23 protein-coding genes are annotated in these 25,831 nt (G+C 63.7%); 8 read left to right on the top strand and 15 right to left on the bottom strand.

Annotated features, from left to right (window positions below):
- Positions 1 to 18: 18 nt before the first annotated feature.
- Positions 19 to 978, bottom strand: coding sequence for an L-malyl-CoA/beta-methylmalyl-CoA lyase (locus MVC20_RS17620; protein ID WP_297543757.1), 960 nt, complete (start codon positions 976 to 978; stop codon positions 19 to 21).
- Positions 979 to 1,230: 252 nt separating this feature from the next.
- On the opposite strand from MVC20_RS17620, the gene dgcN reads away from it, so the two are divergent.
- The 4 genes from dgcN to MVC20_RS17600 all read left to right on the top strand — a co-directional run bounded on the left by dgcN (position 1,231) and on the right by MVC20_RS17600 (position 5,099).
- A complete protein-coding gene (gene dgcN / locus MVC20_RS17615; RefSeq protein ID WP_297543756.1) occupies positions 1,231 to 2,232 on the top strand; it encodes an N-acetyltransferase DgcN in 1,002 nt (333 codons plus the stop codon).
- 30 nt (positions 2,233 to 2,262) lie between these two features.
- Entirely contained in the window at positions 2,263 to 3,228 is a 966-nt protein-coding gene (gene dgcA, locus MVC20_RS17610; protein ID WP_297543754.1) for an N-acetyl-D-Glu racemase DgcA, read from the top strand.
- Between the two features lie 4 nt (positions 3,229 to 3,232).
- Positions 3,233 to 4,093, top strand: a complete 861-nt coding sequence (locus tag MVC20_RS17605) for a D-amino-acid transaminase (RefSeq protein WP_297543752.1) — start codon at positions 3,233 to 3,235, stop codon at positions 4,091 to 4,093.
- Positions 4,094 to 4,235: 142 nt separating this feature from the next.
- Entirely contained in the window at positions 4,236 to 5,099 is an 864-nt protein-coding gene (locus MVC20_RS17600) for a branched-chain amino acid aminotransferase (protein WP_297543750.1), read from the top strand.
- Here the strand turns inward: MVC20_RS17600 and MVC20_RS17595 are convergent.
- The 4 genes from MVC20_RS17595 to gyrB all read right to left on the bottom strand — a co-directional run bounded on the left by MVC20_RS17595 (position 5,084) and on the right by gyrB (position 10,411).
- A complete protein-coding gene (locus MVC20_RS17595) occupies positions 5,084 to 5,899 on the bottom strand; it encodes an ABC transporter ATP-binding protein (protein WP_363320824.1) in 816 nt (271 codons plus the stop codon). The genes MVC20_RS17600 and MVC20_RS17595 overlap by 16 nt on opposite strands.
- Complete coding sequence (locus MVC20_RS17590) at positions 5,896 to 6,918, bottom strand: iron ABC transporter permease (protein WP_297543748.1); 1,023 nt, start codon at positions 6,916 to 6,918, stop codon at positions 5,896 to 5,898. The genes MVC20_RS17595 and MVC20_RS17590 overlap by 4 nt, the downstream gene beginning before the upstream one ends.
- Positions 6,891 to 7,919, bottom strand: coding sequence for an iron ABC transporter substrate-binding protein (locus tag MVC20_RS17585; protein WP_297543746.1), 1,029 nt, complete (start codon positions 7,917 to 7,919; stop codon positions 6,891 to 6,893). The genes MVC20_RS17590 and MVC20_RS17585 overlap by 28 nt, the downstream gene beginning before the upstream one ends.
- A 74-nt stretch (positions 7,920 to 7,993) precedes the next feature.
- On the bottom strand, positions 7,994 to 10,411 hold the full coding sequence (gene gyrB, locus MVC20_RS17580) for a DNA topoisomerase (ATP-hydrolyzing) subunit B (protein ID WP_297543744.1): 2,418 nt from the start codon (positions 10,409 to 10,411) through the stop codon (positions 7,994 to 7,996).
- A 133-nt stretch (positions 10,412 to 10,544) separates the two neighbouring features.
- Between gyrB and MVC20_RS17575 the strand changes: the two genes are divergently transcribed.
- From MVC20_RS17575 to MVC20_RS17565, 3 genes are all read left to right on the top strand, one after another.
- A complete protein-coding gene (locus MVC20_RS17575; protein ID WP_297543742.1) occupies positions 10,545 to 11,762 on the top strand; it encodes an MFS transporter in 1,218 nt (405 codons plus the stop codon).
- 91 nt (positions 11,763 to 11,853) lie between these two features.
- Positions 11,854 to 12,099: a type II toxin-antitoxin system CcdA family antitoxin gene (locus MVC20_RS17570; protein ID WP_297543740.1), complete on the top strand. Its 246-nt coding sequence runs from the start codon at positions 11,854 to 11,856 to the stop codon at positions 12,097 to 12,099.
- Positions 12,099 to 12,395, top strand: a complete 297-nt coding sequence (locus MVC20_RS17565) for a CcdB family protein (RefSeq protein ID WP_297543738.1) — start codon at positions 12,099 to 12,101, stop codon at positions 12,393 to 12,395. The genes MVC20_RS17570 and MVC20_RS17565 overlap by 1 nt, the downstream gene beginning before the upstream one ends.
- Before the next feature lie 138 nt (positions 12,396 to 12,533).
- Here MVC20_RS17565 and MVC20_RS17560 read toward each other — a convergent pair whose 3' ends face one another.
- The 4 genes from MVC20_RS17560 to ald form a co-directional block, all read right to left on the bottom strand.
- Entirely contained in the window at positions 12,534 to 14,621 is a 2,088-nt protein-coding gene (locus MVC20_RS17560; RefSeq protein ID WP_297543736.1) for an ABC transporter ATP-binding protein, read from the bottom strand.
- Positions 14,622 to 14,678: 57 nt separating this feature from the next.
- On the bottom strand, positions 14,679 to 15,863 hold the full coding sequence (locus MVC20_RS17555) for an ABC transporter permease (protein ID WP_297543734.1): 1,185 nt from the start codon (positions 15,861 to 15,863) through the stop codon (positions 14,679 to 14,681).
- A 15-nt stretch (positions 15,864 to 15,878) separates the two neighbouring features.
- Entirely contained in the window at positions 15,879 to 16,925 is a 1,047-nt protein-coding gene (locus tag MVC20_RS17550) for an ABC transporter permease (protein WP_297543732.1), read from the bottom strand.
- A 122-nt stretch (positions 16,926 to 17,047) separates the two neighbouring features.
- Positions 17,048 to 18,160, bottom strand: coding sequence for an alanine dehydrogenase (gene ald / locus MVC20_RS17545; protein ID WP_297543730.1), 1,113 nt, complete (start codon positions 18,158 to 18,160; stop codon positions 17,048 to 17,050).
- 139 nt (positions 18,161 to 18,299) lie between these two features.
- On the opposite strand from ald, the gene MVC20_RS17540 reads away from it, so the two are divergent.
- Positions 18,300 to 18,758 (top strand): Lrp/AsnC family transcriptional regulator, encoded by a 459-nt coding sequence (locus MVC20_RS17540; protein ID WP_037276058.1) that lies wholly within the window; start codon positions 18,300 to 18,302, stop codon positions 18,756 to 18,758.
- A gap of 4 nt (positions 18,759 to 18,762) precedes the next feature.
- Here MVC20_RS17540 and tdh read toward each other — a convergent pair whose 3' ends face one another.
- The 6 genes from tdh to mtgA form a co-directional block, all read right to left on the bottom strand.
- Positions 18,763 to 19,785 (bottom strand): L-threonine 3-dehydrogenase, encoded by a 1,023-nt coding sequence (gene tdh, locus MVC20_RS17535; RefSeq protein ID WP_297544236.1) that lies wholly within the window; start codon positions 19,783 to 19,785, stop codon positions 18,763 to 18,765.
- A gap of 11 nt (positions 19,786 to 19,796) precedes the next feature.
- Positions 19,797 to 20,990 carry a glycine C-acetyltransferase gene (locus MVC20_RS17530; protein ID WP_297543728.1) on the bottom strand — a complete coding sequence of 398 codons (1,194 nt, stop codon included), beginning with the start codon at positions 20,988 to 20,990 and terminating at the stop codon, positions 19,797 to 19,799.
- Between the two features lie 84 nt (positions 20,991 to 21,074).
- On the bottom strand, positions 21,075 to 23,075 hold the full coding sequence (locus MVC20_RS17525) for a hydantoinase/oxoprolinase family protein (RefSeq protein WP_297543726.1): 2,001 nt from the start codon (positions 23,073 to 23,075) through the stop codon (positions 21,075 to 21,077).
- A gap of 50 nt (positions 23,076 to 23,125) precedes the next feature.
- Positions 23,126 to 24,178 (bottom strand): tRNA epoxyqueuosine(34) reductase QueG, encoded by a 1,053-nt coding sequence (gene queG / locus MVC20_RS17520; protein ID WP_297543724.1) that lies wholly within the window; start codon positions 24,176 to 24,178, stop codon positions 23,126 to 23,128.
- A gap of 118 nt (positions 24,179 to 24,296) precedes the next feature.
- A complete protein-coding gene (locus tag MVC20_RS17515; RefSeq protein WP_297543721.1) occupies positions 24,297 to 24,962 on the bottom strand; it encodes a glutathione S-transferase family protein in 666 nt (221 codons plus the stop codon).
- A 57-nt stretch (positions 24,963 to 25,019) separates the two neighbouring features.
- The gene (gene mtgA, locus MVC20_RS17510; RefSeq protein WP_297543719.1) at positions 25,020 to 25,727 is read right to left on the bottom strand and encodes a monofunctional biosynthetic peptidoglycan transglycosylase; all 708 of its coding nucleotides are present in this window, start codon (positions 25,725 to 25,727) and stop codon (positions 25,020 to 25,022) included.
- Positions 25,728 to 25,831 lie beyond the last annotated feature (104 nt).

Genomic DNA, 25,831 nt, shown 5'->3' with positions numbered 1-25,831 from the left:
GGACCGCCCTCTTCTGCTTTACTGACCTGCGATCATCTCGGACTGTTTGACGATCACCTCGGCCTGTTTGATCGAGGCGATATCGACAAGGCGGCCCTTGTAGGTGGTCGCGCCCTCGCCGCGTGCCTTGGCCTCTTCCATCGCTTTCAGGATCTCGCGGGCCTCTTGCACGGCCGCTTCGGAGGGCGTGAAAATCTCGTTGGCAAGCGCGATCTGCTTGGGGTGAATCGCCCATTTGCCAACCATGCCCAGCGTGGCCGAGCGCCGCGCCTGCGCGCGAAAACCCTCATCATCCGAGAAATCGCCGAACGGGCCATCGACCGGCAAGAGACCATGGGTGCGGCAGGCGGCGACAATGGCGGTCTGCGCCCAATGCCACGGATCGGACCAATAGCGCTGGCCCTCGCGCAGCATATAGTAATCCTCTTGCGTGCCGCCGATGCCGGTGGTCTGCATCCCCATCGAGGCCGCGAAATCTGCGGCACCCAGGCTCATCGCCTCAAGCCGGGGCGAAGCGGCGGCGATTTCCTCGACATGCGCAATCCCGGCGGCGGATTCGATGATGACTTCAAAGGCGATCCGCTTTTTCCGGCCCTTCGCGGCCTCGATCGCGGTGACCAGCGCATCCACGGCATAGATATCCGCGCCGCAGCCGACCTTGGGGATCATGATCTGATCTAGCCGCTCGCTGGCGTTTTCGAGCAGCTCCACCACATCGCGATACCAGAACGGGGAATCGAGGCTGTTGATCCGCACCGAGAGGGTTTTCTTGCCCCAATCCACGGTATTGATCGCCTCGATGGTATTCTTGCGGGCGATGTCCTTGTCCGAGGGGGCGACGGAATCCTCAAGGTCGATATTCACCACATCCGCCGCCGAGGCCGCCATTTTCTCGAACAGTTTGGTGTTGGAGCCGGGGCCAAAAAGCTGGCAGCGGTTCGGGCGGGCAGGGGCGGGCGGTTGCAGGCGAAAGCTCATGGGCGGGTGGCTCCGTTACATAAGGAAATTGCGGGATTATCGCGGCTGTGGTTATGAAATTGCGCAGGGCTCTGCAAGGCGGTTTTCCCGGCACCCCGCATGCGCGCAGAAAAGGCATAGTGAAGAAAATTCGAAGAACTGACACATATGTCGAAGGAATATGTGGAAATTATGTGAATTACATGAAATCAAACAGAAAATCACAAAGAATTCGTTGGAAACTGTCGCCAAGCTATTGCGAAAGGATGTGCCATGATCGAGACCCCCTATCTGTTGTTCCTGGGCGATGCGCCCGACATGCTGGCTGCCAAGGTCGCCATCGGCATCCGTGACTGGCGGCCCGAGAATGCACTTGGTCAATTCCGCCTGCCCGGTTGCGGTGCCGATCTGGGTCTGCCCGACATGACGCTGGCCGAGGCCAAGGCGGCGGGCGTCAAGACCGTGGTCATCGGCGTGGCCAATCGGGGCGGCATCATCAGCCAAGCCTGGAAAAAGGTGCTGGTGGCGGCGCTGGAAGAGGGGTTCGATCTGGCGGCAGGCCTGCATAACCTCTTGCGTGACGAGGCCGATCTGCGCGCGGTGGCCGAGGCGACAGGGCGCAAACTGCATGATGTGCGCGTGCCTTCGGTGAAATATCCCATCGCGGATGGCAAGAAACGCACCGGCAAGCGCTGTTTGGCCGTGGGCACGGATTGCTCGGTGGGCAAGATGTATACCGCCATGGCGATGGAGCGCGAGATGATCGCCGCAGGCATGAAGGCCACCTTTCGGGCGACCGGCCAGACGGGGATCCTGATCACCGGCGATGGCGTGCCGCTCGATGCGGTCGTCGCGGATTTCATGGCCGGTTCGGTGGAATGGCTGACCCCGGATAATGATCCCGACCACTGGGATCTCATCGAGGGGCAGGGCAGCCTCTTTCACGTGTCCTTTTCCGGGGTGACGATGGCGCTCATTCATGGGGGCCAGCCCGATGCGCTGATCCTCTGTCACGAGCCGACGCGCGCCCATATGCGCGGCCTGCCCGATTACACGCCGCCCACGCTCGAGGCGTTGCGCGACATGGCGCTGCCCATCGCGCGGATCGCCAACCCCGCCTGTCAGGTGGTGGGCGTTTCGGTCAATACCCAGCATATGACCGAGGAAGAGGCGCGCGCCTATCTGGCCCGTGTCGAGGCCGAGATGGGATTGCCCGCAACCGATCCCTATCGGTTCGGGTCCGCGCCGCTGGTGGCTGCCTTGGCCGCGATTTGAGTATTCGAAGAACGATGAAAGGGGGCAGCCTTGCAGATTGATGTGACACGGGATGTGTTCCGACTGGCGCAGGTGTTCACCATCAGCCGGGGATCGCGGACCGAAGCCAAGGTCTTGACCGTGCGGATAACCGAGGGCGGCGTGACGGGCTGGGGCGAATGCGTGCCCTATGCCCGTTATGACGAAACACTCGAGAGCGTGACGGCGCAGATCGAGGGGCTGCCCGGCACTCTGACGCGCGCCGCGCTCTACGATCTCTTGCCGGCCGGGGCGGCGCGCAACGCGGTGGATTGCGCGCTCTGGGATCTCGAGGCCAAGCGCGCGGGATGCCGCGTCTGGGATCTGGCCGGGCTGCCCGCGCCGGGGCCCGAGATCACGGCCTATACGCTGTCGCTCGACACACCCGAGGCGATGCAGGCGCAGGCCGCGAAACACGCGCATCGCCCCCTGCTCAAGATCAAGCTGGGCACGCCGGATGACATGCCACGGCTCGAAGCGGTCCGGCGCGGCGCGCCGGAGGCCAGGATCATCGTCGATGCCAACGAGGGCTGGACAGCGGCGGTCTATGCTGATCTGGCCCCGCACCTGGTGCGGCTTGGCGTGGCGTTGGTAGAGCAACCGCTGCCCGCAGGCGCGGATGAGGCGCTGATCGGGATGGCGCGGCCCGTTCCGGTCTGTGCCGACGAATCCTGCCATGACCGCGCCAGCCTGCCCAAACTCAAGGGCAAATATGACGTGGTCAACATCAAGCTGGACAAGACCGGCGGTCTGACCGAGGCGCTGGCTTTGCGCGATGCCGCGCGCGCCGAGGGCTATGGAATCATGGTCGGTTGCATGGTCGGAAGCTCGCTTGCCATGGCGCCTGCGACGCTTGTAGCCCAAGGCGCGATGGTGACAGACCTTGACGGCCCGCTGCTTCTGGCCGAAGACCGCGAGAACGCTTTGATTTTCGATGCCGCGGGCGTGCATCCGCCACGGCCAGAACTATGGGGATGAGACCATGCGCACTGTCTATGTAAACGGCAAGTATCTGCCGGAAACCGAGGCCACCGTTTCGATCTTTGATCGGGGGTTTCTGATGGCCGACGGCGTTTACGAGGTGACAAGCGTGCTGGGCGGCAAGCTGATTGATTTCGGCGGGCATCTGGCGCGGCTGGAACGGTCGCTCAGCGAACTCGACATGAAGAAGCCGGCGGCCTTCGACGATCTGCTGGAGATTCACCGCGAATTGGTCCGCGCCAACGAGATCACCGATGGTCTGGTCTATCTTCAGGTCACGCGCGGCAGCGACGGCGACCGCGATTTCGTGTTCCCGAACGCCGAAACGACCGAGCCGACGCTCGTGCTCTTTACCCAGTCCAAGCCGGGCCTGGCAGAGAATCCGGTGGCCAAGACCGGGATCAAGGTCATCAGCATCGAGGATATTCGCTGGGGTCGGCGGGACATCAAGACGGTGCAGCTTCTCTATCCCTCGATGGGCAAGATGATGGCCAAGAAGGCCGGATGCGATGATGCCTGGATGGTCGAGGATGGCCATGTGACCGAAGGCACCAGCAACAACGCCTATATCGTCAAGGGCAACCGGATCATCACCCGGCAGCTCTCGAACGACATCCTGCACGGGATCACCCGCGCCGCGGTCCTGCGCTTTGCCCGCGAAGCGCAGATGGTGGTCGAGGAACGCGCCTTCACGATTGACGAGGCCAAGGATGCCGATGAGGCGTTCGTGACCTCGGCCAGCGCCTTTGTCATGCCGGTGGTCGAGATTGACGGTGTCGCCCTGGGGGGCGGTGTGCCGGGCCATGTGGCCGCGCGGTTGCGCGAAATCTATCTGGACGAGAGCCTGAAAGCAGCGGTCTGACCTGCGCATGGCGCAGGCCATCTCGCCATGGTCAATGACCGCATTGATTTGAAAGAGCTTTTGTCACATGACCCCGGCAGAGGGCTAGACGCGGCGCGACGCACGGCATAGGCTCTGCCCGACCGCTAGGGAGGGCACGCAGATGGCGACGGGCACGAATATTCGCACATATTTCAACGGGTCATGGCATGCTGGCGATCCGGCGGTGATCCGGGCGGCGGATCATGGCGCATGGCTCGGCACGACGGTGTTTGACGGCGCGCGCTATGTCGATGGCATCGCCCCGGATCTGGCCAGACATTGCGCCCGCGTCAATGCCTCGGCCCGTGCGCTGATGATCACGCCGACGGTCGAGGCGGCGGATATGGTCGAGATCGTCTGGGAGGGGTTGCGCGCCTATCCCAAGGAGGCGGCGGTCTATATCCGGCCGATGTACTGGGCGCTCGACGGCGGCGATCTGGGGATCGTGCCCAAGGAGGGCGCCACCGGCTTTGCAATAAGTCTCGAGGAAATTCCGATGCCGCCAGAGGGGTTCAGCACGACGCTCTGCCGCACGCGGTTTCGCCGTCCGGTGCTCGAGGATGCGGTGGTCAATGCCAAGGCGGGATGCCTCTATCCCAACAATGCAAGGATGTTGAAAGAGGCGCGCAGCCGTGGCTTTGGCAATGCGCTGGTCGCGGATGCGCTGGGCAATGTGGCCGAAACCGCGACCGCCAATGTCTTTGCCGTCAAGGATGGCGCGGTGTTCACGCCTATTCCCAATGGCACGTTTCTGGCGGGTATCACCCGCGCGCGGCATATCGAGAACATGCGCCGCGCGGGGATCGAGGTGCATGAAACGGTGATGACCTTCGACGATTTTCACGCGGCGGACGAGGTGTTCCTGTCCGGCAACCTGATGAAGGTCACACCCGTCTCTGCCTTTGAGGACACGCACTACAAACCCGGTCCCGTCACCGAAAAGGTGCGTCAACTCTATTGGGACTGGGCCTATTCCGCGAATTGAGGGGCGGTGGTGCGGGCGTGCCGCAGCGAGGGCAGGCACACCTTGCGCCCCGATGGCGTCGTTTCGACCGTGATGTCGATCCCGTAGACCGCGCTGAGCGTGGCGCTGGTCAGCGCCGCGTCGGCCTCCCCTTGGGCAAAGATGCGCCCGTCTTTCATCACCACCACGCGGGCGCCCAGCGCAAAGGCCTGATCGGGATCATGGGTCGAGAGGATGACACTGCGGCCCTCGCTGGCCGCTTCGGTCACGAGCGCGCGAATCTGTGCCAGAACCTGCGCCTGATTTCCGAAATCGAGACTGGCGGTGGGTTCGTCCATGACGATCAGCGGCGCCTCCTGTGCCAGTGCGCGCGCAATCAGGACAAGCTGGCGCTGGCCACCCGACAGCCGCGCGTAATCGCGATGCGCAAGCGCACCGATGCCGAGACGGTCAAGCGCATCGCGCGCCACCGCACGATCCCGCGCCCCCGGTTGACCAAAGAGCCCCAAACGCGCCGTGCGCCCCATCAGCACCACTTCGAGCGCCTCAAAGGGAAAGGGCGGCGCATGGGCCTGCGGGACATAGGCGACCTGCCGGGCAATTTCACCGCGGGCCTGTGTCGTAAGCGGCTTGCCCCCCAACAGGACCGTGCCCGCGCGCGCCGGTAACAGGCCCAAAAGCGTGCGAAAGAGCGTGGTCTTGCCACAGCCGTTCGGCCCCAGCAGGCACAGGATCTCACCGGCCTGCACGTCCAGCCCGATGCCCGTGCCGATCACGGTCGGGCCATAGCCGATGCTCAGATCCCGCGCCCGCAGCATCATGACCAGCCCCGCCGCCCGCGCGCCAGCAACCAGACAAAGAAGGGCGCGCCGATCACGGCGGTCAGGATACCCAACGGCACCTCGGTCTGGGCCATCAGTCGCGCGGCAGTATCGACAATCAGAAGATAGGCCGCGCCGATCAGCACCGAGGTGGGCAAGAGGCGGCCAAAGCCCGGCCCGACCAGCATCCGCGCGATATGCGGGATGACAAGACCAACCCAGCCCACGACCCCGGCGAGGGCTGTCACACTCGCGGTGATGAGCGTGGCGGCCGCGATCACAAGGAACCGCGTGCGCCCAACCTCGACACCCAGCGCGCGGGCCTCTTCATCGCCGAGGCTGAGAACATTGATCCGCCAGCGCAACAGGACCAGCGGCACCAGCCCAAGCAGGACAAGCGGCAGGGCCGGGCGGATGTCTTCGGTCGTGATCGCGGCGAGAGAACCCAGAAGCCAAAAGGTAATGGCAGGCAATTGGTCATAGGGATCGGCCATCACCTTGAGCAACGAGGTGGCCGCCCCCGCCAATGCGCCGATCACGACCCCGATCAGCACCAATGTCAGCGTCCGGTCGGTATTGCGGACCAGCGCCGCGACGAGGGTGACAACCCCAACCGCGGCCATGCCCCCGACAAAGGCCGAGACCTGGATCGCCGCGACGGGCAGCGACAGAAAGATTCCCGCCACAGCCCCAAGCCCGGCCCCGGCAGACACTCCGAGAATATCGGGCGAGACAAGCGGGTTGCGAAACAGCGCCTGATAGCTGGCCCCGGCCGCCGCCAGCGCGGCCCCGACCAGAATCGCCGCCGCCACGCGCGGCAGGCGAATGTTCCAGACGACGATCTCTGCCTGACTGTCCCCGCGTCCCAAAAGAGCGGCGAGCGTTTCGGCAGGTGTCAGCGCATAGGGACCCAGCATCAAGGCACCAAAGGCCAGGATCGCAACGCCAAGCGCCAGCGCCCCCGTCAAGGTCAAAACCGGCTTTTGCCGGGTCAGTTCGGCGGTCGTCCCTCGGCCCATTCCAGCAGCCTTTCCAGTTCCGCATCACTCAGATCGACATGGTAGTAGAGCTTGTAAAACGCGCGTGTTTCCGCGCGCAGATCGCCGCGCCAGTGGTCGGGATAGAGCAATCCCGCCATCCAGATCAGCCCCATCATCCGGTTGAGCGACGGAGGCCGGTCGATCCAGCCAAAGGGCGCCGTGGGCGACAGATGCACGCGCCCGTTGCGCACCGCGTCGATCCCCTGCCAGAGCGGATCCTCAAAAACACCGGCATGAAAATTCCGGTCCCAGGTCACGATGATCTCGGGGTTGGCGACCAGAACCTGCTCCATCGAGGCCTGAACCAGCCCGCGCGTCGCACCCCCGTCATCCGCCACATTGCGCCCGCCGGCGCGTTCGATGATCTCGGTGTTGATCGAGCCTTTCATCCCGGTCTCAAGCCCTTCGGGCCCACGGGCAAGATAGACGCGCGGGCGGGTCTCTTGGGGCATATCCGCGAGCAGGGCGTCGATCCGGGCAAAGACGCTTTCGACATGGCTCGCCAGCGCTTCGGCCCGCTCGGGCACGCCCAGCGCCGCACCAAGGAGCCTCAGCGCCTCGGGCGTCTTCTCAAATCGTCCGTCGATCAGCAGATAGGGAATACCTGTTTGCTCCTGCACACGGTTGGCAAGATCGACATAGGTGTCGCGCACCGAGCCGAAGTCGAGGATGAGATCAGGCTTGATCGCGAGCACACGTTCAAGGTTGGCCTCACCGCCGCGCCCGGTGATCCGCCCGGTTTCGGGCAGATCGCGATAGGGTTCGGCGATATAGGCGCGCTCTTCCGGGCGCAGCGCCCGAGGCCAGCCGGTCAGGGCCTCGGGCTTGAGGATATAGACAAGGATCGCGGCAGGCGGTCCGGCGGCAAAGACGCTCCCGACCGTTTCGGGCACCTCGACCACGCGCCCCGCGCTATCGGTGACGCTTCGGGCTTGGGCGGGCGCGGCCAAGAGCGACAGGATCAGCAGCAGGTATCGCATGTCAGTGGCCCTTTTGCTGCGCGGGTGCCCCAACCGAACCCATGGCACCCTGCGCGTGAGATAGGCGGTCTCCGTCAGAAATCCAGATTGGCGACGTTGAGCGCGTTGTCCTGAATGAACTCGCGGCGCGGCTCGACCACATCGCCCATCAGCTTGGTAAAGAGATCGTCGGCCTCGGCCACATCGTCGATCTTGACCTGGAGCAGCGTGCGCGCCTCGGGATCAAGCGTGGTTTCCCAGAGCTGATCGGGATTCATCTCGCCCAGACCCTTGTAGCGTTGCAGGCTCAGCCCCTTTTCCCCTTCCTTGAGGATCGCATCCAGCAGGTCGAGCGGCCCAAAGATGGCCTGCACCCGGTCCTTGCGGATCAGGGTGGCGCGCTCGCGGTAAATATCGCGGAGTTGCGTGGTCAGTTGCGCCAGCTTGCGCGCCTCGCCGCCGCGCAGCACGGGACCATCCAGCGTGCGCATTTCCTCGACCCCGCGCACGGTGCGCGACAGGCGCATCCCCTTGTCCTGCGTCGGACGCCCCTGCCAGCCGCGCTCGTATTCGTTCGAGATCATGTCGAGCCGGCTTGCCACGGTATCGGCCACGCCTTGCAGGTCACTGTCCACGCGACCGGGCAGGAACGCCTCGGCAATCGCGGCCTGTTCAAGGATGTGCCGGGGATAATGCGTCGGAAACGCCTCGAGGATACGCCGCGCCTGCCGCGCCTCTTCGACCACGCGCACAAGGTCCGGACCGGCAATCTCCTCGCCCGAGCCAAGGCGCAGGGCGGCATCGGTGGTGCCTTGGGCGATCAGGTAATCCTCCAGCCCCATCTGGTCCTTGATATAGACCTCGGACTTGCCGCGCATCACCTTGTAGAGCGGCGGCTGCGCGATATAGAGGTACCCGCCCTCGATCAGTTCGGGCATCTGCCGGTAAAAGAAGGTCAGCAGCAGCGTGCGGATATGCGCGCCGTCCACGTCGGCATCGGTCATGATGACGATCTTGTGGTAACGCAGCTTCGAGATGTCGAATTCATCGCGGCCAATGCCGGTGCCCAGCGCCATCACCAGATTGCCGATCTCCTGGCTGCCCAGCATCCGGTCGAACCGCGCGCGCTCGACATTGAGAATCTTGCCGCGCAGCGGCAGCACCGCCTGCGTGCCCCGGTCTCGGCCCGTCTGGGCAGAGCCGCCGGCGCTGTCACCCTCGACGAGGAACAGTTCGGTCTTGGCGGGGTCCTTGCTTGAGCAATCCTTGAGCTTGCCCGCAAGGAAATTGACATCCATCGGGTTCTTGCGGCGCGTCAGTTCGCGCGCCTTGCGCGCAGCCTCGCGGGCATGGGCCGCCTCGATGATCTTGCCGACGATCACCTTGGCGATCTGCGGATTTTCCTCGAACCATTCGGCCAGCTTTTCGCCCACCAACCCCTCGACCGCCGGGCGCACCTCGGAACTGACCAGCTTGTCCTTGGTCTGGGACGAGAATTTGGGATCAGGCACCTTGACCGACAGAACACAGGTCAACCCCTCGCGCGCGTCATCGCCGGTGAAACTCACCTTTTCCTTCTTCGCGATGCCAGAGGTCTGGGCATAGGTATTGATCGTGCGCGTGAGCGCCCCGCGAAAGCCGGCCATGTGGGTGCCGCCATCGCGCTGCGGAATGTTGTTGGTAAAGGGCAGCACCGTCTCGTGATAGCTGTCGTTCCACCACATCGCCACCTCGATGCCGATGTCATCACGCTCGCCGGTGATAAAGATCGGCTCGGGCATGGCGGGCGATTTGTGACGGTCGAGATATTTGACGAATTCCTTGACGCCGCCCTCGTAGAACAATTCCGTGCGCAGCGGCTCTGTCGGGCGCTCATCCGTCAGGATGATCCGCACCCCGGAATTGAGAAAGGCCAGCTCGCGCAGGCGCTTTTCCAGGGTCTCGAAACTGTATTCGAGATTGGAAAAGGTCTCGGTCGAGGCGAGAAAGCGCACCTCGGTGCCCTTGCGGCCACCCGCGTCCCCCACGACGCGCAGCGGCTCTACGGTATTGCCGCCTTCGAACCGGGCATAATGCTCTTTGCCACCCCGCCAGATGCGCAGTTCCAGCCATTCCGACAGCGCGTTCACAACCGACACGCCCACCCCGTGCAGACCGCCCGAGACTTTGTAGGAATTGCTGTCGAATTTGCCGCCCGCGTGCAGTTGGGTCATGATGACCTCGGCGGCGGAAACGCCCTCACCCTCGTGAATATCCACCGGGATGCCGCGCCCATTGTCGCTGACCGAAACCGAGGAATCGTCATGGATCGTGACGTTGACGGCGTCGGCATGACCGGCCAGCGCCTCGTCGATGCCGTTGTCCACGACCTCATACACCATATGGTGCAGACCCGAGCCGTCATCGGTATCCCCGATATACATCCCAGGACGCTTGCGGACTGCCTCTAACCCCTTGAGAACCTTGATGGAATCGGCACCATATTCTTCGGGCACTGCGGCGGGTTCGGACATGCGGATTTTCCTTCGGAAGTTTTGCCATTTTATACGAAGTCTGGGGGGGAATGTCACGCCATTCCCCCATATTTTGCGCTAGTGTCCGATGCGCTCCCCTTTCCTTCAGCGGCGTTTCGCGCGAACAAGGCACATGCCGATTCTCGCCTTTCTCCGTGACAACGCGCCTTGGCTCACCGCCGGGGTTCTGCTGACCTTCCTGAGCAGTTTCGGACAGACTTATTTCATCTCGATTTTCGCCGGTGAGATCCGCGACACCTTTGGTCTCAGCCACGGACAATGGGGCGGCATCTATATGCTGGGCACCACGGCCTCGGCATTGGTGATGGTCTGGGCCGGGGGGCTGACCGACCTCTTTCGCGTGCGCCGCCTGGCGCCTCTGGTTCTGGTGCTCATGGTCGGCGCGTGCCTTTTCATGGCGGTCAACCCGGTCTGGTGGCTGCTGCCGCTGGTGATCTTTGCGCTGCGCTTCACAGGACAGGGCATGCTGAGCCATCTGGCGGTGGTTGCCATGGCGCGCTGGTTCGTGGCGGCGCGCGGCAAGGCGCTCTCCGTCGCCACCTTGGGCTTTGCGCTGGGCGAGGCGTTCTTGCCGCTCATATTCGTATCGCTCCTGACGGTCCATGACTGGCGATTGCTCTGGGTCGCGGCGGCGCTTGTCGCCGGTCTGGGCATCCCGCTCTTGCTGGTGCTCCTGAGGCGGGAGCGCACCCCGCAAAGCTGGGCCGGAAGCAGCCAGTCCCTCGGCATGGACGCGCGCCATTGGACCCGCCGCCAGACGCTGCGGCATTACCTCTTCTGGTTCATGGTGCCTGCCCTCCTGGGGCCGTCCGCCTTCAACACCGCCTTCTTTTTCCATCAGGTGCATATCGCCGAGGTCAAAGGCGTCAGCCATGTGGCGCTGGTGGCGATGTTCCCGGTCTATACGGCGGTGGGCATCGGCGCGATGATCCTCTCGGGCTGGGCGCTCGACCGGCTGGGCACGGCGCGGCTCTTGCCGTTCATGCAACTGCCGATGGTTGCCGCCTTTCTGCTCTTTGCCCTGTCGGATGGGTCGGGCCTCTTGCTCTTGGGGTTCGTGTTTCTGGCGTTGACCACGGGGGCCAACAGCACGCTGCCCAATGCCTTCTGGGCGGAATTCTATGGCACCGCGCATCTCGGCAGCATCAAGGCCATGGCCGCCGCCGTCATGGTTCTGGGATCGGCCATCGGGCCGGGGCTGACCGGGCTTGGCATTGATCTGGGCCTTGGCATCGAGGCGCAATTCGTGCTCATCGCCGGCTATTTCGTCTTTGCCAGCGCGATGATGACCGTGGGCGTGTTGCGCGCGCGCGGCGCCCTGACGCTCTAGCTGGCGCGCAGACCCTCCTCCGTCGCGGCCTTGTGCGTTGAATGACACACTCAAGATGTGTATATCCGTGCATAGCAACGGAGGTTGTGACATGCCGCGATCCGCTCGGGAAAAGCAACGCACCAATATCACCGTTGACGCCGGTCTCTTGTCCGAGGCGCGCGCGTTGAACCTGAATGTGTCATCCATCAGCGAAGCGGCCTTGGCCCGCGCCGTGCGGACAGAACAGGCGCGCGCTTGGACCGAAGAGAATGCCGAGGCGATCGAGGCCCGCCGCATCTGGAGCGCGGGCAATGCCCTGCCTCTTTCCGAATACCAGGTCCTCAAGACCGACTGATGGCGCAGTTCCACGTTTACCGCCTGCCGAACAAGTCGCTTGTTCTCGATGTGCAGACCGACCTGATCGACATCGGGACACGGATCGTCGCCCCTCTGGTGCCGTTAAAGAGCGGGCCACCGCCTTTGACCCGTCTTGAGCCGATATTTGACCTCGACGGCGCGGCATATGTCCTGCATGTCGCGGAAATGGCGGCTGTCAGATCGGCTGTGCTCACGGGCCCGGCTATCGCTGATCTCCGGGACCGCGACTATGAAATTCGCGGCGCGCTCGACATGGTTTTCTCGGGGTTCTAGGGCGCGTTGCACTCAATCCAAAGCACCCGTCCCGGACTTGATCCGGGACCTCGCCGAGGCAGAGTAAAGGCCCCGGCTCGCAGGCCGGGGTGATGTGAACCGGATCAGACGCAGCACGCTCTAGCTGGCGTGCAGACCCTATTCCGCCGCAACCGTGATCACCGGTTCCATCTGGTCGAACATCTCTTGCGACAGGTGGCATTTCACCTGATGCCCCGGCACCAGTTCGCGCACGGGCGGCACCTCACGGTCACACAGGTTCCCCGGCACCTGCGCTTTCCACCGGCACCGCGTCTGGAACGGGCAGCCGGGCGGCGGGTTCATCGCCGAGGGCACATCGCCCTCAAGCACGATATGCTTCTTGGTGATCCGCGTATCGGCAATCGGCACGGCCGAGAGCAGCGCCTCGGTATAGGGGTGATAGGGGGGCGAGAACACCTGATCTGTGGTGCCCAGTTCCACCACATGACCCAGATACATGACCATCACCCGGTCGCTCAGGTAGCGCACGATGCTGAGGTCATGGGAAATGAACAGCAATGTCGTCTTCTGCTTGCGCTGAATCTCCATCAAGAGATCCGTCACCGCCGCCTGCACGCTCACATCCAGCGCCGAGACCGGCTCGTCCGCCACCACGATCCGTGCGCCGCCGGCAAAGGCGCGGGCGATGCCCACCCGCTGCTTCTGCCCACCCGAGAGTTGCCGGGGCATCCGTTCGGCGAACTCGCGCGGCAGCTTGACCAGATCGAGGAGGCGCAGCATCTCGTCCCGCCGCGCCTGATCCGAGTCCCCGATGCCGAACACCTCCAGCGCGCGGATGATCTGGCGCCCCACGGTCATCGACGGGTTGAGCGTATCGAACGGGTTCTGGAACACCATCTGCACATCGGCCACGGTCTGCGTGTCTCGCGTCTCGATGGGCACCTGCTCGATACTGCGATTGTCCAGCAGGATCTGCCCCTCGGTCGCGGTCTCGAGCCCCATCAACACCTTGGCAAAGGTGGATTTGCCACAGCCCGACTCGCCCACGATTGCCAATGTCTCGCTCTCGCGCGCCTCGAAACTCAGGGTCTCGTTGGCCTTGACGACCTTCTTGCCGCTGCTCCCGCCAAAGAGCGCGTTGGCCGCAACCTCGTAATACTTCTTGAGGTTCTCCATCTTGAGCACGACGTTGCCCGGTGCTGCCGACGCGTGCTGCGTCATGGCCTCGATCGGCGCGTTCCAGTCGATCTCGGCAAACCGCAGGCAGCGGGTGAAATGCCGATCATCGCCCTTGACCCCCGCCATGGGAATATCGCCCACATCGCATAGACCGGCCTGAAAATAGTCGCAGCGCGGCCCGAAATTACAGCCCTCCGGGCGTTCATGCGGCAGGGGGAAATTACCGGGAATGGCCTTCAACGGCCGCGTGTTCTTATCCGCGCCGGGCAGGGGGATCGACCGAAACAGAGCCTGTGTATAGGGATGCTGCATCTTGTCGAACACATCCTTGATGCTGCCGGTCTCGACCGCTTCACCGGAATACATCACGCAAATGCGGTCGCAGGTCTCAAGCACCAGCCCAAGATTGTGACTGATGAAGAGCATGGAGGTGCCATACTTCTTGCCCAGGTCCTTGACCAGTTCCACCACCGCTGCCTCGACCGTCACGTCAAGCGCGGTCGTCGGTTCATCCAAGATCAGCAGCGACGGCTTAGACATCAAGGCCATGGCGATCACGATCCGCTGCTGCTGCCCACCGCTCAACTGATGCGGATAGCTGCGCATGATCCGCTCGGGATCCGGCAGCTTCACATCGCGCACCACCTCGAGCGCCCGCGCCCAGGCCTCAGACTCGGAAATGCCCTCGTGGATCATCGGCACTTCGATCAGTTGCTTGCCGATCCGCATGGCCGGGTTCAGGCTTGCCATCGGCTCCTGATAGATCATCGCGATCTCGTTGCCGCGAATGTCGCGCAACTCGGCGGCGCTCATCTGTCCCAGATCGCGGCCCTTGAATCGCACGGACCCGCCCACGATGCGCCCGTTCACGCCCAGATCCTGCATCACCCCCAGCGCCACCGTGGATTTGCCGCAGCCGGATTCCCCCACCAGCCCCACCGCCTCGCCGGGTTGCACCGTCACGGAGAAATCCATCACCGCCGGAATCTCGCGCAGCCGGGTGAAAAAGGAAATCGACAGGTTCTCGATCTCCAGGATCGGCCCGTCATAGTCCAGCTTGGCCATGTCCATCTCCCTATTCACCGGGGCGCTGCCGCCCTCTTTCAGCGTTCGTCCAATGCCTCAATCCCGCAGGCTTTCCTCGCGCAGGCCATCGGCCAAGAGGTTGAGCCCCAGCACCAGCGACAAGAGCGCAAAGGCAGGCGGAAGTGCGGGATGCAGGTACATCGTCAGCAATTTGCGCCCGTCATTGATCGTGCTGCCCCAATCCGGGCTCTCGGGGCTGAGGCCCAGACCAAAGAACCCGAGCGTGCCCAAAAGGATCGTCGTATAGCCAATGCGCAGGCAGAAATCGACCAAGAGCGGCCCGCGCGCATTGGGCAGGATTTCCCACAGCATGATGTACCAGGGCCGCTCGCCCCGCGTCTGCGCGGCGGCAACGTAATCGCGCGTCTTGATATCCATGGTCAGCCCGCGCACGATGCGAAACACCGTCGGCGAATTGACGAACACAACCGCCACGAACACCACCAGGAGGTTGGGCGGAAAGCTGACCAGCCCCAGAGGATCGGCATTCCAGGCAATCCCCAGATAGAGCCAGAGCCCGATCACCAGCGTGATCCCGACATAGACATTCCGCCGCGAGGGCTGCGTGTGATAGCGCGAGTTCCACAACAGCAGCAGGAACACGATGGGAAAGAGAAAGAGCACCGCCGCCATATAGACCGGAATTCCCGTCTGCACGATTTCCGGTGTGACCAGCAGGTAAAAGAGCAGGATCACCGGAAAGGCAAGGATGAGATTGGCCATGAAGGACAAGAGCGTATCCAGCCGCCCGCCATAATAGCCCGCAGGCAGGCCCAGCGTGATCCCCACCATGAACGAGAACATGCTGGCAAAGGGCGCGATCTTGATCACTTCCCATGCGCCCGCCACCATCCGGCTGAACACATCCCGGCCCAGGTTGTCCCCGCCCAACAGGTAATAGGGATAGGCCCCGGGATCGGGCGTGCCCATCAACTGCGTAAAGGGCGTGCCCGGCCCCTTGTTCTTCATCGAGGCCGATTGCGACAGCACATCATGCGTCACGATCATGTCGAACGCCCCGCCAAAGATGCCGGTGAACACCCAGAACATCACCATGGCAAAGCCGATCATCCCGATGGGGCTGTCAAACAGCTTGCCATAGAGGCCCAGACGCCGCTTGAACGCAATCGACACCGCAAAGGTCACGATCAGCGCGATCCAGACCGGCAGGAACAGCCCCAGCATCCGCAGGGCAATCTCGCTCCAGCTCAGTGGTTCCATGGCCTCGATACCCCCTTAGCGCACGCTGATGCGCGGATTGAGAAAGACATAGCCGATGTCCGAAATCAGCTGCGTCACCAGAACCACGATCACCGAGATCACCGAAACGCCCAAGAGCAACTCGATGTCGTTGTTGCCCGCCGCCTGCACCAGCGTCCAGCCAAAGCCCTTGTAGTTGAACAGGGTCTCGACGATCACCACCCCGTTCAAAAGCCACGGAAATTGCAGCATGATCACGGTAAAGGGTGCAATCAGCGCGTTGCGCAGCGCGTGTTTCATCACGATATTCGAGAAACTCACACCCTTCAGCCGCGCGGTGCGGATATATTGCGCGGTCATCACCTCGGCCATGCTGGCCCGCGTCATTCGCGCGATATAGCCCATGCCATAGAGGGCGATGGTCAGCACCGGCAGAAAGAAATTCTCGAAATCCGGGGCATCCATCGCCGCCGTTGCCGTGCCCTTGAACCATTTGAGGCCCACGGCCGTGCTGGCAAACACCGCGATGAACAGCACGCCCGAGACATATTCCGGCGTGGCCGTGGTGGTGATGGCAAAGGTCGAGAGCGTGCGGTCGGTGCGCGACCCCTCACGCATCCCTGCCAGGATCCCGAGGATCAGTGCCGATGGCACCATCAGCACCATCACCCAGAACATGAGCCTGCCGGTCAGCACCAGCTTGTCGCTCAGGATCTTGCCCACATCCTCGCGGAACACGGTGGAATAGCCCCAGTCGCCTTGCAGGATGCCGCAGAACCGGGGCGCGTCCTTGGGGTCGGTGTCGGGCGGAATACACTGGCCGCGCGTCACCCCGTCACGGTCGTCGATCACGAAACCCGGCACCACACCCAACCATTGCCCGTATTTCACCGGCATCGGTTGCAGATAGCCATTGCGCCCGAGGTAGCTCGCCACTTCCTCGTCGCTCATTCGGAAATCGCCTTGGGTCTTGGCCAGCTTTTCCAGATTGGGATACAGGTTCGTCAGGAAAAAGACGATAAACGTCAGGCAGAGCGCCGTCAGGATCATAATCCCGACGCGGCGCAGGATGAACATGGCCATGGCCGCCCCCTGTTGGCGTTTTCCCCGACGCTAGTCGAGAGGGCGCGGGCGGTCCAGCATCATTTGCGACGCCGTCTTGTCAGAAAACGCCCCCGGACCGTCCAGACCGGGGGCGCAATTCGTTAAACCAGCGATTTGGGGTCGACCGTCGCCATACCCAGCGCCTCGCCAACGGCGGCATAGGTCAGTTGGCCCGCATGCACATTCAGCCCGTTCAGCAGATGGGCATCATCGGCACAGGCCTGCTTCCAGCCCTTGTCGGCCAACGCCAGCATGAAGGGCATCGTGGCATTGCCCAGCGCCAGGGTCGAGGTGCGCGCAACCGCCCCCGGCATGTTGGCCACGCAGTAATGCATGATCCCGTCGACCTCATAGATGGGGTCCTGATGCGTTGTGGCGCGCGAGGTCTCAAAGCAACCGCCCTGGTCGATCGCCACATCCACCAGCACCGAACCCGGCTTCATCATTCCGAACTGGTCGCGGCGCACCAGCTTGGGGGCGGCCGCACCGGGGATCAGCACCGCACCAATCACCATATCCGCCAGTGGCAGCAACTCTTCCAGCAACCCGGCCGAGGAATAGCCGGTCTTGAACGTGCCGCCAAACACGTCATCGAGATAGCGCAGACGCGGCAGCGAGCGGTCGAGCACCGTCACATCCGCGCCCATGCCGGCCGCGATCTTGGCCGCATGGGTGCCCACGACACCGCCGCCGATCACGATCACCCGCGCCGGGCCCACACCGGGCACGCCACCCATCAGCACGCCGCGCCCGCCATTGGCCTTTTGCAACGTCCAGGCACCAACCTGCGGTGCCAGACGTCCGGCAACTTCAGACATCGGCGCGAGCAGGGGCAGGCCGCCCGAGCGATCCGTCACCGTCTCATAGGCAATGCAGGTGGCCCCAGAGGCCAACAGATCCTTGGTCTGCTCCGGGTCCGGCGCCAGGTGCAGATAGGTGAACAGAACCTGCCCCTCGCGCAGCATCTTGCGCTCGACGGCCTGCGGTTCCTTGACCTTCACCACCATGTCGGCCTGCGCAAAGACCTCCTCGGCGGTGCCGACGATCTTGGCTCCTGCCGCCTGATAGGCCGCATCGTCAAACCCTGCCCCAAGGCCCGCACCGGACTGGATCAGAACCTCGTGGCCATGGCCCACGGCCTCCTTGGCTGCGATGGGCGTCATGCCCACCCGAAATTCCTGCGGTTTGATTTCTGTCGGACAGCCGATTCTCATGGTAAACTCCTCCCTGCGAGATTTGACGCGGAGTCTGCACCGGACCGCACGCAAGGAGATTGAAAATTTGCTCGCTTTTCACGGTATTCTGTGAATATCCTGCGGGAATTGTTTGATTGGTTGGAAAGGTCTTGCGCGAATGTCCCTCGATCCGACAGATCGTCGCTTGCTTCATGTTCTCCAGCGGCGTGGCCGTATTTCCAATGCCGACCTTGCAGAAGAGGTCAATCTCTCCGCCTCCGCCTGTCACCGCCGCGTGCAGCGCCTCGAATCCGAGGGCTATATCAAGGGCTATGTCGCCCTGCTCGACGCGCGCAAGATGGGCGTTCCCGCCACGATCTTTGTCGAGATCACCCTGACCACGCAGGCCGACGAGGTGCTCGACGCCTTTGAAAAGGCGGTCTCGCGGGTGCCGGACGTGCTCGAATGCCATCTCACCGCCGGCACCGCCGATTACATTCTCAAGGTCGTGGCCGAGGATACCGAGGATTTCGCACGCATCCACCGGCAATACCTCACCCGGCTGCCCGGCGTGGCCAAGATGCAATCGAGCTTTGCCCTGCGTACCGTGTTCAAAACCACGGCGCTGCCGCTCTGATCCCTCACCAATCCATCACCACCTTGCCGGAATTGCCCGAAATCATCGCGGCAAAGCCCTGCTCGAAATCGTCGATCCCGATCCGGTGGGTGATCAGCCCCGATACATCCAGCCCCGATTGCACCAGCGCGATCATCTTGTACCAGGTCTCGAACATCTCGCGGCCATAGATGCCCTTGATATGCAGCATCTTGAAGATCACCGCGTTCCAATCCACCGCGAATTCCGTCGGCGCAATCCCCAGCAGCGCGAGCTTTCCGCCATTGTTCATCCGCGCGATCATCTGCTGCATCGCGGGGGCGGCGCCCGACATTTCCAGCCCCACGTCAAAGCCTTCGGTCATGCCGATTTCGGCCATCACATCGCGTAGCTGCTGATTGCCCACATCCACCACATGCTGCACCCCCATCCGCCGCGCCAGGTCCAGGCGATAGGGGTTGATATCGGTGATCACCACCTTGCGGGCACCGACCTTTTGCGCAACCAGCGCCCCCATGATCCCGATGGGGCCGGCCCCCGTGACCAGCACGTCCTCACCGACCAGATCGAAACTCAGCGCGGTATGCACCGCATTGCCAAAGGGATCGAAGATTGCCGCGATCTCGTCGGGAATATCCTCCGGGATCGGGACCACGTTCATCTCGGGAATGCACACATATTCCGCGAAGGAACCGGGCCGATGCACGCCCACGCCCTTGGTGTTTCGGCACAGATGCCCCCGGCCCGCGCGACAATTCCGGCAGGTGCCGCAAACGATATGCCCCTCACCGCTCACCCGCTGACCGATCTTGTATTTCACCGCCGCTGGCCCGGTATCGACGATCTCGCCAACGAATTCATGGCCCACCACCATCGGCACCGGCACGGTCCGGGCCGAGAACTCGTCCCATTTCCAGATATGCACATCGGTGCCGCAAATGGCGGATTTCTTCACCTTGATCAGCACATCCGTCGGCCCCACCTCGGGCACCGGCACATATTCCATCCACAATCCCGGCTCTGCCTTGGCCTTGACCAGTGCCTTCATTTCGTTCTGCATCAGATCACCCCCAGTTCGCGGCCCACGGTGCCAAAGGCATCAATCGCCCGGTCCAGCATGTCGCGGCTCAGCCCGGCACTCATCTGCGTTCTGATCCGGTCCTGCCCCTTGGGGACAACCGGAAAACTGAAGGCGGTCACATAGACACCCCGCGCGTTCAGCCGTGCCGCCATGTCCTGCGCCAGTTTCGGATCGCGCAGCATGACCGGAATGATCGCATGTTCTCCGGGCAAAAGCTCGAACCCAAGCGCGCTCATCTTCTCGCGGAAATGCCGCGCATTCTCCCACAGCCGCGCGCGCCGTTCCGCGCCGTCCTCCAGCATGTCAAAGACCTTGAGCGATGCCCCCGCAATCACCGGCGCCAGCGTGTTCGAGAACAGATAGGGCCGCGAGCGTTGCCGCAGCCAATCCACCACCCGCGCGCTTGCCGCCGTATAGCCGCCCGAGGCGCCACCCAGCGCCTTGCCCAGCGTGCCGGTCAGGATATCCACCCGGTCCATGACCCCAAACCGCTCTGGCGTGCCGCGCCCGGTCGGTCCGACAAACCCGGTGGCATGGCAATCATCCACCATCACCATCGCGTCATACCGTTCCGCCAGATCACAGATTTCGTCCAGTGGCGCGTAATAGCCATCCATCGAGAACACGCCATCCGTGGCGATCATCCGATGCCGCGCGCCCTGCGCATCCTTCAGGCAGCGCTCCAGATCGGCCATGTCCCGATTGGCATAGCGATAGCGCTCCGCCTTGCACAGCCGCACGCCGTCGATGATGCTCGCATGGTTCAGCGCGTCCGAGATGATCGCATCCTCTGGCCCCAGCAGGGTCTCGAACAAACCGGCATTGGCATCAAACGCCGCCGCATAGAGGATCGCATCCTCCTTGCCCAGAAACCCGGCGATCCGCGCCTCCAGCGCCTTGTGCTCCTCCTGCGTGCCGCAGATGAACCGCACCGAGGCCATGCCGAACCCGTAGCGATCAAGCGCGTCATGCGCCGCCGCGATCACCTCCGGGTTATCCGCCAGCCCAAGATAATTGTTCGCACAGAGGTTCACCACCGCGCGCCCATCCGCAAGCCGCACCTCGCCCGCCTGCATCGAGGCGATCACCCGCTCGCTCTTGTAGAGCCCTTCGGCGCGCAACTCCTCCAGCCGCCCCGCCATGTCCGCCTCAAACCGATCCGCCGCGCTCATCGTCCCCTCCCATTCATCTGGCCGTCAAATACCTCGGGGGGAGTCGCCCCTTGGGGCGACGGGGGGCAGCGCCCCCCAATCCCGTCAGACGGCGATACGTGGCCGCCCACTCGCCTCTACCACGATTTCCGCCTCCAGAAACACCCGTCGCGCTTCGGCCTGCGCTTCCTTGACCTCACGCCGCGCGGTCACATGGATATCGACCGCCCCCGCCGCCTCGGCCTCGGCTTGCGCCTCGGCGCGCAGGACCGTCTCCAGCGCCGTCATCGCCGCGTCAGAGGCGGCATAATCCTGCGGCCCGCTCTCCAGATGCACGCGAAATTTGCCCTCGGACGGCGATGTCACCGTGCCACCGCGCCGGATCGTGACCCGGCCCACCACCGCGCCGATCGCATTGGCCACGCCGCCATGCGCGGGCAGGATCATCTCGCATCCCAGCCGCGCGCCCACCGCGCCGTAATAGCTGGCCGCCGAGGCCCCCAGCCCGATCACCGGCACCGCCAGTCCGCTTTCGATCCGCACCAGCCCGCGGTGCCCATCAAGGCCCCGCTGCATCAGAACATGCTCGGCCAGGGTCGCGGGCGAGAGGCCGAAATCCATCTCTTCCTCGGCAAAAGCAGTCTCTAACAAGGCCAAACTTGTCTGATACGTCAACCGATCCACGATCATCCGTGCCAACTGCTCCGGCCCCTCGGCCAGCCGGTTGCCCGATCCCGTCCGCTTGCGCGCCATCAGTTCCAGCGCCATGCGCGCGGCCCCGGCATCCCAACTGTCCAATCCGCCCAGCACATGGCTTGCATCCGACGGCGTGATGCCCGCGACCTGCACCAGCCCGCGCCGCACCAACCGGGTCAGCGCCGCACCATCCATCCGGGTCTTGAGCACCTTGCCCACAGGGCGCACTTCGTCACCAATCCGGCTCAACAATGCTTCTTCACGCTCGCCAAGGCCCCCGGCGTCGATCCCCGGCACCGCACGAACGAACCTTGCGTCATGTTCTCCGGGCGCTGTCGCGCGCAGCTGTTCCTCCAGCACGGCGCGCACCGCCGCGCCGGCCTCCGCCGCCATCAGGCTCACCGGAACCACACGACGCGGCCCAAGGGTCACGCCCCCCTCCAGCCCCTCGTCACGCACATGCACCTCGCTGTCGCCGCCCAGGCCAAAGGTGCGCATCGCCACCGCCTCGACCATGGTGCGCCACGCGCCCACCCGCGCGCCCTCGGGGTCAATCGCCGGTCGCCCCTCGCGCAGCACGGCGACATCGGTCGTCGTGCCGCCAATATCGGACACCAGCGCATGGTCCGCCCCGGTCAGCCAGCGCGCGCCCACAATGCTTGCCGCAGGACCGCTCAGGATCGTCTCGATGGGCCGTTCCCGTGCCTGATCCGCGCTGATCAACGCCCCGTCGCCCCGCACCACCATCAGCGGCGCATGGATGCCCAACTCGCCCAGCTTGCCCTCGGCCCGGTCAATCAGCCGCGCAATCATCCCGATCAGCCGCGCATTGAGCAGCGCGGTCAGCGCCCGTTTCGGCCCGTTGAGCTTGGCCGACAGGTGATGCGACAGGCTCACGGGCCGCCCCGTGACCGCGCGGATCATCTCGGCCGCCGCCAGTTCATGCGCCGGATTGCGCGTGGCAAAGAGCGAGGCCACCGCATAGGCCTCGGCCCCTGTTCCAGTCTCTAACCAGGCCAAAAGCGCGTCTTTGTCCAGCGGCTGTGCCTCGCCCCCGGCATGGTTGTGACCGCCCGTCAGGACAAGAGCGGGATCACCGCCCAGCGCCTCAGCCAGACCATGCGTCTGCAAATCCGCCGCGCGAAACCCGATATAGACGAGGCCCGCGCGCCCGCCTTGCCCCTCGACCAGCGCGTTGGTGGCCAAGGTGGTCGAGAGCGAGGCAAGTCCGATCTCGGCCACATCCGCCCCGCTCTCGCGCAGGACCGCCTCAACCGCCTCTCCGATCCCGATCGCCAGATCGTGCCGTGTCGTCAGCGCCTTGGCGCTTGCGATTACCTCGCGCTCATCCCGGATCAGCACGGCATCGGTATAGGTGCCACCCGTGTCCACGCCCAACAACAATGCCATCTGCCTGCCCTCTTTGCCTGTCAGGCTAGGGGTGTAGCGGGTTTTGCCGCCTATGCCAGCCCGTTTGCGTCACGATCCAGTCGCAGCACGGCCCAGCGCGCCGCATCCGCCACCGCCGCATCGGGATCCTCGCAATGGCCCTGCGCCACACGGCGCAGCGAACCATCGCCGGAATTTCCAATCGCATAAAGCACGTTGCGCAGGAACCGGTCGCGCCCGATCCGCTTGATGGGGCTTCCGGAAAACCGTTCGCGAAACGCCGTATCGTCGAGCGCGGCCAGGTCCGCCAGCCGTGGCGCCAGCAGGTCGTCGCGCGCGTGATACTTCACCTCGCGCGCAGCCACGGCAAACTTGTTCCACGGACAGACCGCCAGACAATCGTCACAGCCATAGATCCGGTTGCCCAGACCGGGGCGCAATTCCTCATCCACGGGCCCTTTGTGCTCGATCGTCAGATAGGAGATACAGCGCCGCGCGTCCAACTGATAAGGTGCCGGAAACGCATCGGTCGGGCAGACATCCAGACACGCGCGGCACGACCCACAATGATCGACTTCCGCCGGATCAGTCTCTATTTCCAGGGTCGTGAACACCGAACCGATAAAGAACCAGCTTCCCAGATCACGGCTCACCAGATTGGTATGCTTGCCCTGCCATCCCAGCCCCGCTGCCTGCCCCAGCGGCTTTTCAGGCACGGGGGCGGTGTCCACAAACACCTTTACCTCGCCGCCGCCCGCGTCGATCAGCCAGCGCGCCAACCGCTTCAATCGCTTCTTGACCGTATCGTGATAGTCTCTGTTACGGGCATAAACCGAGATATTGCCGCAATCCCGCTGTGCCAACCCTGCCAGCGGGTCGCCCTCGGGCGTATAGCTTTCGCCCAGCATGATCACCGTGCGTGCCTCGGGCCAGAGCAGGTCAGGCGCGCCGCGCCACGCGCTGCGCTCCGCCAACCAGCCCATCTGCCCGTGATAGCCCCGCCCGAGAAAGGCCGCCAGACGCTCCGGCACATGCCCGACATCCCAAGGACGACACAAACGACAGGCGTCAAACCCTTCGGCCTTCGCCTGCGCAACCAGTCTCTGTTTCAGCCCATCTTTCATCGTTCCGGCAAATACTCCGGGGTGAATTGACCGCAGGCCAAGAGGGGCAGCGCCCCTGAGTCATGTCGCATGTTCGAATAGCTCAAAACCGGTTCCCACTTTTGAGCAACATGCTTTGTCAGAAATCCAGATCGGCATAATGCGCGGGCGGTGGGAATCCCGGCACCTGATCCGCCAGAATCCCCCGGAACGCCGGGCGCGACTTGATCTTGGCGTACCAATCCTTGACCGCCTCGCTGCGTGTCCAATCCACGTCGCTGATATAGTCCAGCGCGCTCAGATGCGCGGCGGCGGCGAAATCCGCCAGCGTCATCACATCTCCGGCCAACCAGCGCCGGTGATCCAACAGCCATGCCATGTAATCGAGGTGATACTTGATCGCCTTGGCCCCGTCCTTGACATTGCGACTGTCGGGAAAGCCCAACTTCATCACCTTCTTGTTCACCCGCTCATAGACCAGCTTGGATGTCACGTCGCGGTGGAACTTGTCATCGAACCATCCCACCAGCCGCCGCACCTCGTAGCGGGCATCGGTGCCCTTGGGCATCAGGGACGGTTCGGGATATTTCTCTTCCAGATACTCGCAGATCGCCGCGCTCTCCGACATGGTCTTGCCGTCGATCCGCAGCACCGGCACCTTGCCTGCCGGGTTGCGGCGCAGGAAATCGGGGTCCTGCTCCCAATAGCGCTCTTCCACCAGCTCGCACTCGATCCGCTTTTCCGCCAGACTTAGCCGCACCTTGCGGCAAAAGGGCGAGAGCGGGACATGATAGAGCTTGGCCATTGACGATTACCTGTGGTCTCGGGGGTCGCCCTTCAATGCCCCCTTTGGGCGCGATTTTCAATCCTCGAAACAGGACGCGCGCCCATCTCGGTCAATCGTTGCCGCCCCATCCAGAATACCGGCTGCCCGGTTGCGCAGCGCCTTTGATGGCTTTGACGCCGAGCGCCCCTTGGGATCGGGCAGCACCGCGGCCAGCCGCGCCGCTTGCACCGCGCTCAGATCGGCGGCCCTCACGCCGAAATAGTGCTGCGCCGCGGCCTCGATCCCGAAAATCCCCTCATCGAACTCCGCCACGTTGAGATATACCTCGACGATCCGTCGCTTGGGCCAGAGCGTCTCCACCACCGGCGTCAGGCTCGCCTCCAGCGCCTTGCGCGCCCAGTTGCGCCCATGCCAGAGATAGACATTCTTGACCACCTGCTGACTGAGGGTCGAGGCCCCACGCCCGGACCCTTCGGCAATCGCGGTGCGAATGGCGGCCATGTCAAAGCCCCAGTGCTGGCAGAAATTGGCATCCTCCGCCGCCACCAGCGACCGCGCCATCACCGGCGCGATCCGCGTCATCGGCACCCAGTCCTGCGCGATCCGGCCCAGCCGGCGCTCTTCCTGACCCATGTAATAGGTTTTGGGCGGGGGAATGAGGCGATGCGCCGCGATCACCCCCAGCAAGATCAGCACCGCAACGATGCCCCACCGCATCAGCCATGCGGTCGGGGTCAATCGGGGCCGTGCCCGAGAGGGGGCGGATTTGCGCGCGCGTGCCATGGCCCAGCTATAGCGCTCCCTGCGCCTGCGCAAAACACCTTTGGCACGCGCCGGTTTCTTCTTGGCGGAAATACTCCGGGGGTCCGGGGGCAGTGCCCCCGGAT

The sequence above is a fragment of the Roseovarius sp. genome (assembly GCF_027019125.1).
GTDB lineage: Bacteria > Pseudomonadota > Alphaproteobacteria > Rhodobacterales > Rhodobacteraceae > Roseovarius.
Note: the sequence above shows the minus strand (reverse complement) of the source record. Positions and strands in the feature narration are given on the sequence as shown.

Excerpts from the sequence above, each read along its gene's own strand:
- MVC20_RS17565 (WP_297543738.1), top strand. The coding sequence starts at position 12,099 with ATGGCGCAGTTCCACGTTTACCGCCTGCCGAACAAGTCGCTTGTTCTC.
- MVC20_RS17605 (WP_297543752.1), top strand. The coding sequence starts at position 3,233 with ATGCGCACTGTCTATGTAAACGGCAAGTATCTGCCGGAAACCGAGGCC.
- MVC20_RS17525 (WP_297543726.1), bottom strand. The coding sequence starts at position 23,075 with ATGGCATTGTTGTTGGGCGTGGACACGGGTGGCACCTATACCGATGCC.
- MVC20_RS17555 (WP_297543734.1), bottom strand. The coding sequence starts at position 15,863 with ATGGAACCACTGAGCTGGAGCGAGATTGCCCTGCGGATGCTGGGGCTG.
- MVC20_RS17550 (WP_297543732.1), bottom strand. The coding sequence starts at position 16,925 with ATGGCCATGTTCATCCTGCGCCGCGTCGGGATTATGATCCTGACGGCG.
- MVC20_RS17515 (WP_297543721.1), bottom strand. The coding sequence starts at position 24,962 with ATGGCCAAGCTCTATCATGTCCCGCTCTCGCCCTTTTGCCGCAAGGTG.
- MVC20_RS17560 (WP_297543736.1), bottom strand. The coding sequence starts at position 14,621 with ATGGCCAAGCTGGACTATGACGGGCCGATCCTGGAGATCGAGAACCTG.
- MVC20_RS17540 (WP_037276058.1), top strand. The coding sequence starts at position 18,300 with ATGTCCCTCGATCCGACAGATCGTCGCTTGCTTCATGTTCTCCAGCGG.
- queG (WP_297543724.1), bottom strand. The coding sequence starts at position 24,178 with ATGAAAGATGGGCTGAAACAGAGACTGGTTGCGCAGGCGAAGGCCGAA.
- gyrB (WP_297543744.1), bottom strand. The coding sequence starts at position 10,411 with ATGTCCGAACCCGCCGCAGTGCCCGAAGAATATGGTGCCGATTCCATC.
- MVC20_RS17620 (WP_297543757.1), bottom strand. The coding sequence starts at position 978 with ATGAGCTTTCGCCTGCAACCGCCCGCCCCTGCCCGCCCGAACCGCTGC.
- MVC20_RS17590 (WP_297543748.1), bottom strand. The coding sequence starts at position 6,918 with ATGGGCCGAGGGACGACCGCCGAACTGACCCGGCAAAAGCCGGTTTTG.
- MVC20_RS17595 (WP_363320824.1), bottom strand. The coding sequence starts at position 5,899 with ATGATGCTGCGGGCGCGGGATCTGAGCATCGGCTATGGCCCGACCGTG.
- tdh (WP_297544236.1), bottom strand. The coding sequence starts at position 19,785 with ATGAAGGCACTGGTCAAGGCCAAGGCAGAGCCGGGATTGTGGATGGAA.
- MVC20_RS17600 (WP_297543750.1), top strand. The coding sequence starts at position 4,236 with ATGGCGACGGGCACGAATATTCGCACATATTTCAACGGGTCATGGCAT.
- ald (WP_297543730.1), bottom strand. The coding sequence starts at position 18,160 with ATGAGAATCGGCTGTCCGACAGAAATCAAACCGCAGGAATTTCGGGTG.
- MVC20_RS17575 (WP_297543742.1), top strand. The coding sequence starts at position 10,545 with ATGCCGATTCTCGCCTTTCTCCGTGACAACGCGCCTTGGCTCACCGCC.
- dgcN (WP_297543756.1), top strand. The coding sequence starts at position 1,231 with ATGATCGAGACCCCCTATCTGTTGTTCCTGGGCGATGCGCCCGACATG.
- mtgA (WP_297543719.1), bottom strand. The coding sequence starts at position 25,727 with ATGGCACGCGCGCGCAAATCCGCCCCCTCTCGGGCACGGCCCCGATTG.
- MVC20_RS17585 (WP_297543746.1), bottom strand. The coding sequence starts at position 7,919 with ATGCGATACCTGCTGCTGATCCTGTCGCTCTTGGCCGCGCCCGCCCAA.
- MVC20_RS17570 (WP_297543740.1), top strand. The coding sequence starts at position 11,854 with ATGCCGCGATCCGCTCGGGAAAAGCAACGCACCAATATCACCGTTGAC.
- MVC20_RS17530 (WP_297543728.1), bottom strand. The coding sequence starts at position 20,990 with ATGAGCGCGGCGGATCGGTTTGAGGCGGACATGGCGGGGCGGCTGGAG.